This is a genomic window from Verrucosispora sp. TAA-831 (assembly GCF_050780145.1).
Classification (GTDB): domain Bacteria; phylum Actinomycetota; class Actinomycetes; order Mycobacteriales; family Micromonosporaceae; genus Micromonospora.
This window is the reverse complement of record NZ_CP192240.1, coordinates 5,017,451-5,032,568: the sequence shown is the minus strand read 5'-3', so window position 1 is coordinate 5,032,568 and position 15,118 is coordinate 5,017,451. Positions and strand designations below refer to the sequence as shown.

Sequence of the window (15,118 nt, the reverse complement as noted above, 5' to 3'; positions counted from 1 at the left end):
CGCAAGGTCGTGCTCGATCCTGGATCGAGTGGTCTCGTCGCGGCACGCAGGCCACTCGATCCAGGATCGAGCGGGATCATGCCGTGCGGGGGGCGTCAGGGAGCAGGCGGGGGCGGGGTGGGAGAGGGTGGGCGGCGCTCTGTGGTGCGGCGTCGGCGTTCGGCGAGCCACCAGCGGGTGAGCAGCACCGCGCTGGCGATGAAGCCGAGCGCGGCGGGGGTGGCGGCGAGCCAGTTGATCTCGTTGGGGCTGGTGACGGCGGCACCGACCGCGGCGTAGCCGAACGCCGACGGGGCGGAGGCGATCACGCTGCCGACCAGGAACGGCAGGATCCGCGCGCCGGTGGTGCCGTAGCCGTAGCTGACCAGGCCGTATCCGGAGATCGGCAGCAGTCGTACGGTGATCACGCCGAGCACGCTCTGCCGGGTGAACCAGCGGTCCAGTCGGGCCAGCCGGCCCCGGACCCGTTCGGCGACGAACTCCCGCCCGAGTATCCGGCCCACGGAGAAGCCGATCGCCGCCGCCAGCAGGGCCGCGCCCAGCGCGTACGCAGCACCCTCCAGCGCGCCGAAGACCGCGCCCGCGGCGAGCGTGATGAAGGTGCGGGGGACCAGGGCCACCAGCAGCAGCGCGCCGCCGAGGACGCCGGCGACCGGGGCGAGGCCGCCCAGCCGGTCGCCGAACTGCGGCAGTGCCGTCGGGTCGGGGTGGGGCACCAGCACCAGGGTCACCCCGAACCCGGCGATCAGGAGCAGCAGCAGGCCGAACCGGACGGCCGACGGTGTGGTGGCGACCGGCTGCACCGATCGCCAGTACCGCGCGAGCCGCCGGCCGGCCGCGATCATGCCCGGGCGGCGGTCACCGCGGCCCGGCGTTCGGCCCGCAGCCGATCGGCCCAGGTGTCGTCGAGCGGCGGGAGCTGCTGCGCGCCGGTGGCCCAGCGCAGCAGCAGGTCGGCCAGGGCCGGGTTGCGTGCCAAGGCGGGACCGTGCGAGTACGTGCCGAGCAGCTTGCCGCGCCACGCCCCCTCGGTGGTGCCGTCGTTGCCGACCCCGGCGGTGACCCGGGCCAGCGGGGAGACCTCGGCACCGAGGCGGGTGCGACCGCCGTGGTTCTCGAAGCCGGTCAACGGGGGCAGGCCCAGCCGGGCGTCGATGTCACCGGCGAGTTCGCCGACGGCCCGGGTCTCGCCCCGGTCCGAGGAGAGGTCGAGCAGTTCCAGGCCGCGGTACTGGGTGCCCTTGGCGAAGAACGAGGTGCCGAGCAGTTGGTATCCGGCGCAGACGCCGAAGACCACCGAGCCCTGGGCGACGGCCCGGTGCAGACCGCCGTCGGTGAGCAGCCGCTGGGCGCCGAGCGCCTGCGGACCGTCCTCGCCGCCGCCGATGAGGTAGATGTCGGCGGTGGTGGGCATCTGCTGGTCGGAGCGGACCTCCAGCACCTCGATCGGGAAGCCGCGCTGCTGCGCCCGCCGGGCCAGGATCAGCATGTTGCCCCGGTCGCCGTAGGTGGAGAGCAGGTCGGGGTAGATCCAGACGATGCGCAGGGTCTCAGTTGACACGGTCCAACTCCGCTCGGATGTCCTGGAAGGCGGTGTAGTTCGCGATGACCTCCAGTCGCCCCGGCGGCACCGCGCGGAGGGCGTCGTCGAAGGTGCGTACGTGCTGGAACGGCACGCCGTTGACGTCCAGCCGGACCGCCAGGTCGTACGCCCGGTCGCCGGTGATGAGCACCTGACGTCCGCGTAGTGGGGCGAAGTCGACGTCGAAGAGCCAGGAGGTGTCCAGCCCGTCGGGGTCGCGGGCGTTGATGGAGAGCAGTGTCGGGGCGTGCTCGGCCATGTCGAACGCCTCCAGCCAACTGGCCGGGTTCTTCGCCAGCAGCAGCCGGACCAGCCGACCGTCCCGCTCCACCTGCGCGTACCGACCGGCGACCGAGGTGACGTCGCCGAGGCGGGGGACCGCGTCGAACGGGCGTACGCCGAACTCGGCGGCGAGGGCCAGGGCGGTGGCCGCGTTGCCGATGTTGACCTTGCCGGGGAGCTGGAGCTTCACCTTGTACCACGCGCCGGTGGGGTCGAGGACGCCTTCGTCGTCGACGGTCCACTGCGGCTGCGGTCGGCGCAGCGGGCAGCCGCTGCACCACCACTGCTCGCCGGAGCGCTGGATGGTCGAGCCGCACTCGGGGCAGACCCACGAGTCGTCGTGCCAGCGCTGACCGGCGGAGAACCAGGTGACGTGCGGTGGGGTGATCCGCTGGTCGTGGGCGGCTGGCGGGGTGGCCGCCCAGACCACCATCGGGTCGTCGGCGTTGGCCACGATGCGGATATCCGGGTGCCGGACCAGGGCCGCGCGCCAGAGCTGCGCCATCATGGCGACCTCCTTGGCCCGGTCGAGCTGGTCACGGGAGAGGTTGAGCAGCGCCACCACGTGCGGCTCGGTCGCCTCGATCACCTGCGCGAGGTAGTGCTCGTCGACCTCCAGCACGGCGTACGGGGTGCTGCCCGCCTTGGCCAGGGCGGAGGTGTGCCCGGTGGGCATGTTGGCGCCGAAGGAGTTGGTGGCCACCCTGCCGAGCACGCCGACGGCGGCGGCGGCCAGCCGGGTGGTGGTGGTCTTGCCGTTGGTGCCGGAGACCAGCGCGATGGCCCGTCCGGCAGAGAGGTGCGCCAGCAGGTCCGGGTCGATCTTGAGGCCGATCCAGCCACCGATCACCGAGCCGTCGCCACGGCCCGCAGCCCGCGACAGGGCTGCGGCGGTCCGTGACACGGAGCTGGCCACCTTCGCCCGTAGGGGCATCTTCGCGTCCGTCACGCGAGCGAGGTTACCGGACCAGACTACCCCTCAGATCGCCGCCGACGGTGTTCCGTTCTGTCCACTTCGTCGGTGAGTGGGGTGGTGGGCCTCCGGTCCGGCCCTAATGGATCTATGTCGGATAGCGGACCCCGTCCGGCGCCCCGCCGCCCTCCACTCCGCTCCACCCCGGCTGACGTGCGGTTTTGTGGCGCGCAGCGGCGCGCCACGCGGGCGATTCTGGTTGCGGGTGGAGGGAAGTGGAGTAGAGTGGGGCGCATTGGTGGGGCCGGGAGGGGCCCACCGGCCCGGGGGGTCAACGGCGCGCGAACGCCGTTAAGGGCGAGGGGGTTGGGCCGATGTTTCTCGGCACCCACACTCCGCGCCTGGACGACAAAGGCCGGTTGATCCTTCCGGCGAAGTTCCGGGATGAGCTGGCGGGGGGTGTCGTGATCACCAAAGGGCAGGAGCGCTGCCTCTACGTCTTTCCGACGCCTGAGTTCCAGCACATCGCGGATCAGTTGCGTGCGCAGCCGATGACGCACAAGGCGGCCCGGGCCTACAGCCGTGTCTTCTTCGCCAGCGCGCACGACGAGATACCCGACAAGCAGGGCCGGGTGACCATCCCGGCACACCTGCGCAGCTACGCGGGGCTCGACCGGGACCTGGTGGTCATCGGTGCGAGCACCCGGGTGGAGATCTGGGACAAGGTCGCCTGGGAGACCTACCTCGCCGAGAGCGAAGACGACTTCGCCGACATCGAGGAGGGGGTGCTGCCAGGCGGTCTGTGAGGGCGTGGCGACGCCCGACGTACTGCGAGATCTCCAGCCGCTTTCGAGCTCCTGGCATCCCTTCCCCGGTGCCAGGCACACGATCCGCACGCAGGACCACGGGGTCCGGCGTACGGGTCGAGAGCGGATGGGGATCTGGCGGTACGACGGCACGGCGTCGTCCGACGAGCAGGACGCGAGAACGAGACCGGTTCAACCAGTGGGGGTCGACATGGGGGAGCTACGCGGCACGCATGTGCCGGTGCTGCTCGAGCGGTGTCTCGAGCTGCTCGCCCCCGCGCTGGGTCGAGGCGGCCGTACGGTCCACGTCGACGCGACGCTCGGTCTGGCCGGGCACGCCGAGGCGGTGTTGCAGGCACATCCGGAGACGATCCTGGTGGGTCTGGACCGCGACACCGAGGCACTCGCACACGCACGGGTGCGGCTGGCCCGGTTCGCCGACCGCATCCACCTGGAACACGCGGTCTACGACGAGTTGCCCGACGTGCTGGACCGGTTGGGGTACCCGTCCGTGGACGGTGTGCTGTTCGACCTCGGTGTCTCCTCACTGCAACTCGACGCGCCCGACCGCGGGTTCGCGTACGCACAGGACGCGCCGCTGGACATGCGGATGGACCAGACCCGGGGGGTGACCGCCGAGGAGGTGGTCAACACCTACTCGCATCCGGATCTGGCCCGGGTGCTGCGGGTGTACGGCGAGGAGAAGTTCGCCGGACGGATCGCCTCGGCGATCATCCGGGAACGGGACCGGGGCCGGATCACCTCGTCGGCGCGACTGGCCGAGTTGGTGCGGGAGTCGATCCCGGCACCGGCGCGGCGAACCGGGGGACACCCGGCAAAGAGAACGTTTCAGGCTTTACGGATCGAGGTAAACAGAGAACTGGCAGTGCTGGAGACGGCGCTGCCGGCCGCTCTGGACAAGCTTTCCGTCGGCGGTCGCATGGTGGTCCTGTCCTACCACTCGTTGGAGGACAGGCTCACCAAGCAGGCGCTCGCCGACCGGGTCCGCAGTACGGGCCCGGTCGACCTCCCGGTCGAACTGCCCGGGTCGGAGCCGACGTTCCGGCTGCTCAGCCGGGGCGCGGAGCTGCCCGGGGAGGGGGAGGTCGCCGCCAACCCGCGCGCCGCATCGGTGCGGCTGCGGGCGGCGGAACGGATCGACCCGCAGGCCCGGCACCAGGGGCGTACCGACCGCGAACGGTACCGGCGCCGGGTCAAGGCGATGCACCAACCGGGGACGGGGTCGGCCGCGGAAACCGGAGGGGGACCGCGGCGGACGCCGGGGGACACGGACGAAGAGGGGGAGGGAATATGAATGTGAGCAAGCGCCGGGACGTCGCCGGCGTCGGGCAGCGCACACCGCGGTCGGGGGGCCGGATCGCGGCGGAGCGGACCCGAGTGGCCGGGAACGACACCCGGCGGCAGGACCGGGTGAGCCGGCTGGACGACACTCGCGCCCGGGGGGCGCGCGAGTTTCCCGTCCAGGGCAGCGCCGCACTGCGTCCGGTGGAGCGGCCGAGTGTCGGCAAGCCGGAGCGGGCCGAGTCACCGCGGCTGCGGGTCGCCCCGCCGCCGCCGGTGCGGGTGCCCCGGGCGCCGTTCGCGGCGCTCGTGGTGGTGCTCGTCGTCGGCGGAGTGCTCGGCATCCTGGCCGTCAACACGAAGATCAACGAGAACGCGTTCCGGCTCGACGAACTCCAGCAGCAGCAGGCCAAGCTCGACGTGGAGCAGCAGCAGCTCAAGAAGCAGATCGCCGAGTCGGAGTCGCCGGGCAACCTGGAGGCGCAGGCCCGCCGTCTGGGGCTGGTCGAGTCGGGTGAGCTGGCGTACATCCGGCTGCCGGACGGCAAGATGATCGGCGTGCCGCAGCCAGCCAGCGGTCAGGTGTCGATCACCAGCCAGCAGGGCTCGGAGGGGTAGGCCTTGCCCTCGAGATCAGACGAACCGCGCCGGGACGCCACAGGCTCCCGGCGCGGTTCTTCCCGTAATGGGGGTACGCCGGACGAGCGCGGCGGCGAGCCGGGTATCGGCGGCATCTCCGACGCCCGTGCGTACACCCCCCGGGGGCGCACCGTCCGCGACGGCGGCGGTCGGGCCGAGCAACGGCGCGACCCGCGTACCAGCCGGACCCAGGACCCGTTCCGGCCGGCGTTGCAGGTGCTCGACGGTGGGCGGTCCGCCGCCACCCGGGGCGGCACCCGGGCGGCAGCCGTACCTCGGCGGGAGGCCACCGCCGGCCGGACCACCGTGGTCCGGACCGTCACCGACCGCACCCCCCGGGGTGAGGCACCGGCCGGGACGCCCCGACGTCGCGTCGGCGGCCGGGAACCGCGCCGGGGTGACCGTCCGGCCGCGCGCCGACCGGGCCGCAAGGCACCGCGTCCGCCCCGGCTCGCCGACCCGGGACGTCGGCTGCGGCTGGGCACCGCGCTGGCCCTGGCCCTCTTCGTCGCCATCGGCGTGCGGCTCGTCGTGCTCCAGGCCGTCGACACTCCGGCGTACGCCGACGGCGGCATGGCCGACCGGCTGCGGACCGTGCCGCTGCCCGCGCCGCGCGGAGCGATCTTCGACCGGGACGGCGCGGCCCTGGCGCACAGCGTCGAGGCCCGCTACGTGTACGCCGACCCGACCCGGATCAAGGACATCACGGCGACCGCGCAGACGCTCTCCCCGCTGCTCGGCATGCCCGCCTCGGAGTTGGCCGAGAAGATGAAGCCGCGCAAGCGGATTAGCGGCGTCGACTCGCAGTTCGAGTACCTGGCGCGTGGGGTCACCGTGGCCCGGGCCCGGGAGATCATGGAGTTGGCTCTGCCGGGCATCGCGGTGCACCGCGACGAGCGGCGCGAGGTCCCCGGCGGTGACCTGGCCGCCAACCTGATCGGTTTCACCAGCCTGGACATGGTCGGGCTGGAGGGACTGGAGGCGCGCTACGACGACCTGCTGCACGGCGAGGACGGGCAGCGTGTCTTCGAGGTCGGCCTGGGTGCGTTGGCCGCGCCCATCCCCGGTGGCTACAGCCGCACCACCAAGGCCAAGCCGGGCAGCTCGATCGTGCTCACCATCGACCGGGACCTGCAGTACACGGTGCAGCGGATCCTCAGCGAGCGGATGAAGGCGGTGCAGGGCAGCACGGGTGCCGCGGTGGTGCTCCACGCACGTACCGGGGAGGTGCTGGCCCAGGCCAGCCATCCCACCTACAACGCGGCGAAACCGCAGTCGAGTGACCCCACCGACCGGGAGGACGCGGCCACCAGCTTCATCGTCGACCCGGGTTCGGTGCACAAGGCGATCACGTTCGGGGCGGCGTTGCAGGAGGGCGTCATCACCAAGGACACCGTCTTCCCGGTCGCCAACGGAATCCGCAAGGGCGACACGTGGTTCCGGGACACGTTCCCGGCGAACGGGAGGCGGATGAGCGTGGCCGGGATGATGGCCCACTCCTCCAACGTCGGCACCATCCAGATCGCCGACCAGCTCGGCCCGGAGCGGCTGCTCGACTACCAGCAGCGGTTCGGGCTCGGCAAGCCGACCGGTGTCGGGATGCCGGGCGAGGCGGGTGGGCGGCTGCTGCCGGTGCAGGAGTGGAGCGAGTCGTCGCACGGCTCGGTGCCGATCGGGCACAGCGTGGACGCCACCCCGTTGCAGATGGCCGCCGCGTACGCCGCCATCGCCAACGACGGCACGTACGTGCAGCCGAGGCTGGTCAAGGAGACGATCGGGCCGGACGGGAAGCCGACACCGGCCGAGGCGTCGACGACCCGTCAGGTGCTCAGCCCGGACAACGCCGCCGCGCTGCGCACCATCCTGGAGGCGGTCACCACCGTCGACAACGCCACCGGCCTGGCGGCGGCGGTGCCCGGTTACCGGGTGGCGGGCAAGACCGGCACCGGGTGGCGGCTGGTCGAGGGGAAGAAACAGCCCGGCGAGGTCGCCTCGTTCATCGGGATGGCGCCGGCGGACAATCCGCAGTACGTGATCGCGGTGTTCGTGCACAGCCCGAGTGGTGGCGGCGGCCGGGTCGCGGCACCGGCTTTCAAGGAAATGATGACCTTCGCGCTGCGGCATTTCCGGGTGCCGCCGTCGAGCGATCCGGCGCCGAAGTTCACCGTATTCCCGTAACTGTCGTCGTCGTCAATTCCTCGGGTCGCCGGCACCGCCACCGGCGACCCGAGGAATTGACGTACGCACATTCGTCGACCTGTTTTCCGGTGTTTTTGCGGCGACCGTGCCCGGGTGCGTCGTCTTTCCGAATCCGCCCGCCTCGAAATGGTCGTCCGGTGACGACGTCGTCCGGATCGCGCCCGCTGCGGTGGCCGGGCACCCGGTGACCGCGCGCTCAGGCGCGCCGACGGCGGTACGCCTGTCGGGTGCACCGGCTGCCACCTGCGGTTCGACTTCGTGCGGCGGAGATTCAGGCGCGCCGTGCGGCCGGGCCCGGGCGACCGGGTAGGGTCTGACGCCGTGCGCGGCAATCCTCGTCCCCGTACCGTGACCGGAATCCGGCTCGGTGACCTAGCCGCCCTGCTCACCGTGGCGCCCTCCACCAGCGCCGATCCGTTGGTGACCGGGGTGACCCACGCCAGTCAGGAGGTCCGACCCGGCGACCTGTACGCGGCCCTGCCCGGCGCGCGCCGGCACGGCGCGGAGTTCGCCGCCGGTGCGGCCCAGGCCGGCGCGGTCGCGGTGCTGACCGACCCGGCCGGTGCCGAGTCGGCCGCCGGCACCGGACTGCCGGTCCTGGTGGTCGACGACCCGCGCGCGGTGCTGGGCCCGGTCGCCTCGACGATCTACGGCGACCCGACCGCGCACCTGCTGACGATCGGGGTCACCGGCACCGCCGGGAAGACCTCCACCGCCTACCTCGTCGAGTCCGGGCTACGTGCCGCCGGCCACACCACCGGCCTGATCGGCACCGTCGAGACGCGCCTGGGCGACCTGGTGGTGGACAGCGTGCGGACCACGCCGGAGGCCACCGACCTGCACGCGATGCTCGCCGCCGCCCGTGAGCGGGGCGTCACCGCAGTGGTCATGGAGGTCTCCAGCCACGCGCTGGCGATGGGCCGGGTCGGCGGGGTGCGATTCCGGGTGGGCGGCTGGACCAACTTCGGCTCCGACCACCTGGACTTCCACGCCGACGCCGAGGACTACTTCGCGGCCAAGGCGCGGCTGTTCGACGGGCGCTGCGCGGTGGAGGTGCTCAACCGCGACGACCCGGCGCTGGAGCCGCTGTTCCGGCCGGCCACGGTCAGCTACTCGGCGGCCGGTGACCCGACCGCCACCTGGTGGGCCGACAAGATCGACGGCGACGGGTACGCCCAGCGTTTCACCGCGCACGGCCCGGACGGGTTGACGCTGCCCGCCGGGGTGGCGCTGCCCGGCCGGCACAACGTGGCGAACGCCCTGCTGGCCATCGCCGCGCTGGTCGCCGCCGGAGTCGACCCGGCGACCGCCGCCGAGGGGGTGGCCGCCTGCGGTGGCGTACCCGGGCGGCTGGAGTCGGTGGGCGTGGCCGGCGGGGTACGCGGGGTGGTCGACTACGCGCACAAGACCGACGCCGTGGTGGCCGCGTTGGCCGCACTGCGCGAACTCAGCGCCGGCCGACTGATCTGCGTGATCGGTGCGGGCGGCGACCGGGATCGGGGCAAGCGGCCCCTGATGGGTGCCGCTGCCGCGGAGGGAGCCGACGTGGTCGTGGTGACCGACGACAACCCGCGCACCGAGGAGCCGTCGGCGATCCGCGCCGAGGTGCTCGCCGGTGCCTACCAGGCCGGTGCGGCGGCTCGGATCATCGAGGTGGCCGGGCGTCGCGCGGCGATCGACGAGGCGGTCCGGCTGGCCGAGCCGCAGGACGTGGTGGCGCTGTTGGGCAAGGGCCACGAACGCGGCCAGGAGATCGCGGGCGAGACGCACCCGTTCGACGACCGGACGGAGCTCGCCGACGCGCTCCGGGCCCGTTTCGGGGACCTGGCGGGCCAGCGGTGATCGCGCTGCGCCTGGCCGAGATCGCCTCGGCCGTCGACGGTCGGCTGGTCGACGCCGACCCCGCCGCACAGGTCACCGGCAGTGTCGAGTTCGACTCGCGCAAGGTCGTCGCCGGTGGACTCTTCGTCGCGTTCGACGGGGAGAAGGTCGACGGGCACGACTACGCGGCGGGGGCCGTGGAAGGCGGCGCGGTGGCGGTGCTGGGCACCCGCGAGGTGCCCGGCGTACCGATGATCGTGGTCGCCGACGCGCTGACCGCGATGGGCCGGCTGGCCCGGGCGGTGGTCGACCGGCTGCCGGAGCTGACCGTGGTCGGGCTGACCGGTTCCTCCGGCAAGACCACCACCAAGGATCTGATCGCCCAGCTCACCGCCCGACTCGGGGAGACGGTGGCGCCGCCCGGCTCGTTCAACAACGAGCTGGGGCACCCGTACACCGCGTTGCAGGCCGGGCCGACGACCCGCTACCTGGTGATGGAGAAGGGCGCGCGGGGCATCGGCCACGTGCGCTACCTCTGCGAGGTGGCACCGCCGCGCATCTCCGTGGTGCTCAACGTCGGGGTGTCACACATCGGGGAGTTCGGTTCGCAGGAGAACATCGCGGTGGCCAAGGGCGAACTGGTGGAGGCGCTGCCGGCCGACGGTCTGGCGGTGCTCAACGCCGACGACCCGCTGGTCGACGCGATGGCGAGCCGCACCGTGGCCCGGGTGGTCCGGTACGGCGAGGCGGCGCACGCCGACATCCGGGCCGAGGACGTGACGCTGGACGAGCGTGGCCGACCGGCGTACACCCTGGTGACGCCGGAGGGGGACGCGCCGGTGCGGCTCGGGCTCGCCGGGCGGCACCAGGTTTCCAACAGCCTGGCCGCCGCGGCGGTGGCCCGGGAACTGGGCATGCCGCTGACCGAGCTGGCCGTCGCGCTGGGCGCGCTCGGCTTGGTCTCCACCCGTCGGATGGACGTCTTCGAACGCACCGACGGGGTGACCGTGATCGACGACTCGTACAACGCCAATCCGGCGTCGATGGCGGTGGCGCTGCGCGCGCTCGCCGGCATCGGCACCGGGAGGCGGACCGTCGCCGTGCTCGGCTACATGGCCGAGCTGGGTGACTTCGAGACGCAGGGGCACGCCGACATGGGCCGTCTCGCGGCCGAGCTGGGCGTCGCCCGGCTGCTGGTGGTCGGTGAGGCCGCGGCGCCGATTCACCACGGGGCGACATCGGTAGGTGACTGGGGAGGAGAGTCGGTGTTGCTCACCGATCAGGCGGCGGCCGTCGAGGTGCTGCGCAGCGAGCTACGACCGGGCGATGTCGTCCTGGTGAAGGGCTCCCGGTACCGGACCTGGGAGGTGGCCGACGCGCTGCGCGTCGAGGCGGCCGCAGACGGCGAGGGTGACGCTTCGTGAGAGCGGTCATCGTGGCCATCGGGGTGGCCTTCCTCGTCTCGCTGTTCTGCACCCCGATCGCGATCAAGGTGTTCACCCGGCTGAAGGCCGGGCAGCCGATCCGGGCCGAGGGCCCGCAGATGCACCAGGGCAAGAAGGGCACCCCGACCATGGGCGGGGTGGTGTTCATCCTGGCCACCGTCATCGCGTACGTGGCCGGGCACCTGGCCCTGACCACCCTGCCGGACGCGCAGATCGCCCAGGTCGAGCCGACGATCACCGCGCTGGTGCTGCTGGGTCTGATGGTCTTCTGCGGTGCGGTCGGCTTCGTCGACGACTTCCTCAAGGTGCGTAAGCGGCACAGCGGCGGGTTGAGCGCGCGGGGCAAGCTGCTCGGCCAGATCCTGGTCGGTGCGCTGTTCGGGGTGGTGGCGCTCTACTTCCCGTCCACCATGACCGACTCCAGCGGGGAGGTGACCAACACCGAGACCGTCGGCAGCACGACGCTCAGCTTCATCCGGGACATCCCGGCGCTGGACGTCACCAAGATCGGCGCGGTGATCATCTTCATCTTCGTGGTGATGGCGGCGACCAACGGCGTGAACCTCACCGACGGCCTCGACGGTCTGGCCACCGGTGCCTCGGTGATGGTGCTCGGCGCGTACGCGGTGATCGCGTTCTGGCAGTACCGGCACTGGTGCGCCGACCCGTCGTACACCGCCAACCCGAACAACTACTGCTACGCGGTCCGGGACCCGCTGGAGATCGCGTTGATCGCCGGTGCCGCCGCCGGTGCCTGTGTCGGCTTCCTCTGGTGGAACACCTCGCCGGCCCGGATCTTCATGGGCGACACCGGCGCGCTCGGCCTGGGCGGCCTGATCGCCGGCATGGCGATGTCCACCCGGACGGTGCTGCTGCTCCCGATCATCGGTGGCCTGTTCGTGATCATCACGATGTCCGTGGTGATCCAGATCATCTCCTTCAAGACCACCGGCAAGCGGGTCTTCCGGATGTCGCCGCTGCAACACCACTTCGAGCTCGCCGGCTGGAGCGAGGTCAACATCGTGGTCCGCTTCTGGATCATCGCCGGCATCGGTGTGGCCATCGCCCTCGGCCTCTTCTACAGCGACTTCCTGGCCAACATGGGCTGACCCCCACCACCCCGCCCGCACCCACGCCCCTCGCCCGGCTCGGCGATCATGGAGTGGTGGCATGGACGAAAGCCTCATCTCGGGACTTTTCGCCAGCCATAACTCCATGATCGCGGAGACAGGGCGGGTGGGGACGGCGGGGCGGGCGTGTCGGAGGGTGATCGGGAGGCAGCGGAATGTGGCTGAACGCAAGTTCGACACGCCGACCGGCCGGTACCGCCGGTGTCAGGTCCCCGGAGCGGCGATGATGGCGCTGTGGGGGAGGTGCGAGAAGACGACGGCGCGCGGCCTGCCCGGCGGTCGTCCCGGGTAGGGCCCGCCGGGGGGACGTCCGTGGCGGTCGGGACCGAGGAGGTGGCGCGGCCGGGTGGATCGGGAGCGACCGGCGGCACGCGCGCGAACGCCGGATCGGGTACCGGTCGTACCGGCGGATCGGGTACGGCCGGCGCGGCACCGGGTGGTGGGCCGTGGCGGGGCCTGGACGCGGTGGGCGGGTTGGCCGCGCTGCGTGGCCTGCTGTCCCGGCCGCTGGCCTCCTACCACCTGCTGCTCGCCAGCGCCGGACTGCTGCTGCTGATCGGCCTGACCATGGTCTTCTCGGCCACCAGCGTGCGCGACTACGCGCAGGGCGGCAGCGCCTCGACGTCGCTGACCAGGCAGGCGATCTTCGCGGTGATCGGCATCGTGGTGTTCTGGGCCTGCCAGCGGCTGCCCGCCAGCACCTACCGGTCGCTGGGTCGCCCGGCGCTGGCCGTCTCGGTGGCACTGCTGGTGGTGCTGAACCTGCTGGAGGCGTACGGGCGGCTGACCGACGGCGATCCCCGGATCGGCCCGCTGGAGGCCGACCTGCTCTGGCTGTACGTGTTCGGGTTCGGCCTGCAACCCTCCGAGCTGGCGAAGTTCGCCCTGGTGCTGTGGGGGGCGTACGTGCTGGCCCGCAAGGGCGCGGCGCTGGGCTGGTGGCGGGAACTGGCCACCCCGCTGTTCCCGGTGGTGGCCCTGATGTTCGTCCTGGTCGGCTACAACGACCTGGGCAGCATGCTCTGCCTGCTGGCCCTGGTGGTCGGTCTGCTCTGGGCGGCCGGGGTGCGGTTGCGGATCTTCGCCGCGCTCGGCGCGATCGGTCTGGCCGGCATCGGACTGCTGGTCGCGGTGGCCTCGCTCGGCGCCGGCTCCGGCGTCCGTGGCGAGGAGAACTACCGGCTGGCGCGGCTCACCGTCTTCTTCAACCCGCCGCCGCTGGACGACTGCCGCGACGCGCTCTGCTACCAGATGGTCCAGGCCCGCTACGCCATCGCCAACGGCGGCTGGTTCGGCACCGGGCTGGGGCAGGGGCGCACCAAGTGGGCCTGGCTGCCGGCGGCCGAGAACGACTTCATCTTCGCGGTCATCGCCGAGGAACTCGGCGTGGTCGGCTGCGCGGTGGTGGTGGTGCTGTTCGCCGTGCTCGCCTACACCGGCCTGCGGATCGCCCGCCGGATCGACGACCCGTTCCGCCGGCTGGCCGCCGCCGGGGCCACCGCGTGGCTGGTCGGCCAGGCGTTCATCAACATGGGTGGCGTGATCGGGCTGCTGCCACTGACCGGTGTGCCGCTGCCGTTCATCTCCGACGGCGGCAGCGCCCTGGTCGTCACGCTCGCCGCCGTCGGCATGCTGGCCTCATTCGCCCGGGCGGAACCCGATGCGGCCCGGGCCCTGCATGCCCGTCCGCCGGCCCGATGGGTCCGACTAGTGTGGGCTCCGTTGCCGCCGCTTCCCGGCCGGCGCCGCCGCGCGGCGCCGCCGACGGCTGCCCGTGGGTCCGTACCCCAGGCACGCAAGCGGCGCAGGGACGACCAGGCCGCACCGCGTGGCACCCGGGAGAGCCGGGGCCGTGGCGGGTCGGCGGACGAGAGGAGACGTTGATGGGTCCGCTGCGTTCGGTGGTGCTCGCAGGAGGTGGCACCGGGGGGCACATCTACCCGCTGCTGGCCTTCGCCGACTGCCTTCGCCGACACGACCCCGGCGTCCGGATCACCTGCCTCGGCACACCCAAGGGCCTGGAGAACGAGCTGATCCCGCCGGCCGGCTACGACCTGCGCAACATCCCGGCCTACCAGTTGCCCCGGTCGGTCAACCTGAACCTGGTCCGCACGCCGGGCCGGATGTGGACCGCGGCCCGCGCCGCCGGCAAGGTGATCGACGAGGTGCGCGCCGACGCGGTGGTCGGCTTCGGCGGGTACGTGTCGGTGCCGGCGTACCTGGCCGCGTGGCGGCGGGAACTGCCGATCGTGATCCACGAGGTGAACGTGCCGCCGGGCGTGGCCAACCGGCTGGGCATGAAGTTCACCAAGCACGTGGCGGTCGGCTTCCCGCACCAGCCGGCCCAGGCCGAGTCGCTGCGGGACGCCCGGGTGGTCGGGGTGCCGCTGCGCCGGGCCATCGCCGGGCTGGACCGCGCCGCCATGCGCAACGCCGCCCGCGCCCACTTCGGACTCCGTCCCGACCTGCCGGTGCTCTTCGTCGCCGGTGGCTCCCAGGGCGCCCGGTCGATCAACCTGGCGGTGGCCGGGGCGGCCAAGGAGCTGGCCCGCAACGGCATCCAGGTGCTGCACGTGATGGGTGCCCGCAACGAGCCGGTGCCGATCCCGACCGACCTGCCGGTGCCGTACGTGACCCTGCCGTACCTGTCCGACATGGATGCCGGGTACGCCGCCGCGGATCTGCTGCTGGGCCGGGGCGGGGCGATGACCTGTGCCGAGGTGGCCGCGATCGGCCTGCCGACCATCTACGTGCCCTACCCGCACAGCAACCAGGAGCAGAAGCGTAACGCGCTGCCGGTGGTGGAGGCCGGTGGCGGGCTGCTGGTCGACGACGCCGAGCTGACCCCGGACTGGCTGGAGCGGACGGTGATCCCGCTGGTCCGCGACCCGCAGCGGCTGCACGCGATGGGCACCGCCGCCGCCGCGTACGGCCGGCGGGACGGCGACGAGGCGCTGCTGAACTTCGTCTACGAGGCGGTGAACCGGTGAAGCGACCGG

Annotated in this window: 12 protein-coding genes; 9 read left to right on the top strand and 3 right to left on the bottom strand. The window is 72.5% G+C overall.

Annotated features, from left to right (window positions below; all coding sequences use genetic code 11):
• Positions 1-95: 95 nt before the first annotated feature.
• The 3 genes from ACQVFL_RS22260 to ACQVFL_RS22250 are packed head-to-tail and all read right to left on the bottom strand — an operon-like array spanning position 96 to position 2,798.
• Positions 96-845, bottom strand: coding sequence for a TVP38/TMEM64 family protein (locus ACQVFL_RS22260; RefSeq protein ID WP_431727522.1), 750 nt, complete (start codon positions 843-845; stop codon positions 96-98).
• Positions 842-1,561, bottom strand: coding sequence for a type 1 glutamine amidotransferase (locus ACQVFL_RS22255; RefSeq protein WP_396693058.1), 720 nt, complete (start codon positions 1,559-1,561; stop codon positions 842-844). The genes ACQVFL_RS22260 and ACQVFL_RS22255 overlap by 4 nt, the downstream gene beginning before the upstream one ends.
• A complete protein-coding gene (locus ACQVFL_RS22250; RefSeq protein WP_396693515.1) occupies positions 1,551-2,798 on the bottom strand; it encodes a MurT ligase domain-containing protein in 1,248 nt (415 codons plus the stop codon). Before ACQVFL_RS22250 ends, ACQVFL_RS22255 begins: the two co-directional genes overlap by 11 nt.
• A 353-nt stretch (positions 2,799-3,151) precedes the next feature.
• On the opposite strand from ACQVFL_RS22250, the gene mraZ reads away from it, so the two are divergent.
• The 9 genes from mraZ (at position 3,152) to murG (ending at position 15,109) form a co-directional block, all read left to right on the top strand.
• Positions 3,152-3,583: a division/cell wall cluster transcriptional repressor MraZ gene (gene mraZ, locus ACQVFL_RS22245; protein ID WP_396693056.1), complete on the top strand. Its 432-nt coding sequence runs from the start codon at positions 3,152-3,154 to the stop codon at positions 3,581-3,583.
• A gap of 211 nt (positions 3,584-3,794) precedes the next feature.
• Positions 3,795-4,898, top strand: a complete 1,104-nt coding sequence (gene rsmH, locus ACQVFL_RS22240; protein WP_431727521.1) for a 16S rRNA (cytosine(1402)-N(4))-methyltransferase RsmH — start codon at positions 3,795-3,797, stop codon at positions 4,896-4,898.
• Positions 4,895-5,503: a septum formation initiator family protein gene (locus tag ACQVFL_RS22235; RefSeq protein WP_396693052.1), complete on the top strand. Its 609-nt coding sequence runs from the start codon at positions 4,895-4,897 to the stop codon at positions 5,501-5,503. The genes rsmH and ACQVFL_RS22235 overlap by 4 nt, the downstream gene beginning before the upstream one ends.
• A gap of 3 nt (positions 5,504-5,506) precedes the next feature.
• Positions 5,507-7,702 carry a penicillin-binding transpeptidase domain-containing protein gene (locus ACQVFL_RS22230; RefSeq protein ID WP_431727520.1) on the top strand — a complete coding sequence of 732 codons (2,196 nt, stop codon included), beginning with the start codon at positions 5,507-5,509 and terminating at the stop codon, positions 7,700-7,702.
• Positions 7,703-8,005: 303 nt separating this feature from the next.
• A complete protein-coding gene (locus ACQVFL_RS22225; protein WP_396693048.1) occupies positions 8,006-9,565 on the top strand; it encodes a UDP-N-acetylmuramoyl-L-alanyl-D-glutamate--2,6-diaminopimelate ligase in 1,560 nt (519 codons plus the stop codon).
• Positions 9,562-10,968, top strand: coding sequence for a UDP-N-acetylmuramoyl-tripeptide--D-alanyl-D-alanine ligase (locus ACQVFL_RS22220; protein ID WP_431727519.1), 1,407 nt, complete (start codon positions 9,562-9,564; stop codon positions 10,966-10,968). Before ACQVFL_RS22225 ends, ACQVFL_RS22220 begins: the two co-directional genes overlap by 4 nt.
• A complete protein-coding gene (gene mraY / locus ACQVFL_RS22215; RefSeq protein ID WP_396693044.1) occupies positions 10,965-12,098 on the top strand; it encodes a phospho-N-acetylmuramoyl-pentapeptide-transferase in 1,134 nt (377 codons plus the stop codon). Before ACQVFL_RS22220 ends, mraY begins: the two co-directional genes overlap by 4 nt.
• A gap of 495 nt (positions 12,099-12,593) precedes the next feature.
• Positions 12,594-14,003, top strand: coding sequence for an FtsW/RodA/SpoVE family cell cycle protein (locus ACQVFL_RS22210; protein WP_396693513.1), 1,410 nt, complete (start codon positions 12,594-12,596; stop codon positions 14,001-14,003).
• Complete coding sequence (gene murG / locus ACQVFL_RS22205; protein WP_396693042.1) at positions 14,003-15,109, top strand: undecaprenyldiphospho-muramoylpentapeptide beta-N-acetylglucosaminyltransferase; 1,107 nt, start codon at positions 14,003-14,005, stop codon at positions 15,107-15,109. Before ACQVFL_RS22210 ends, murG begins: the two co-directional genes overlap by 1 nt.
• Positions 15,110-15,118: the final 9 nt, after the last annotated feature.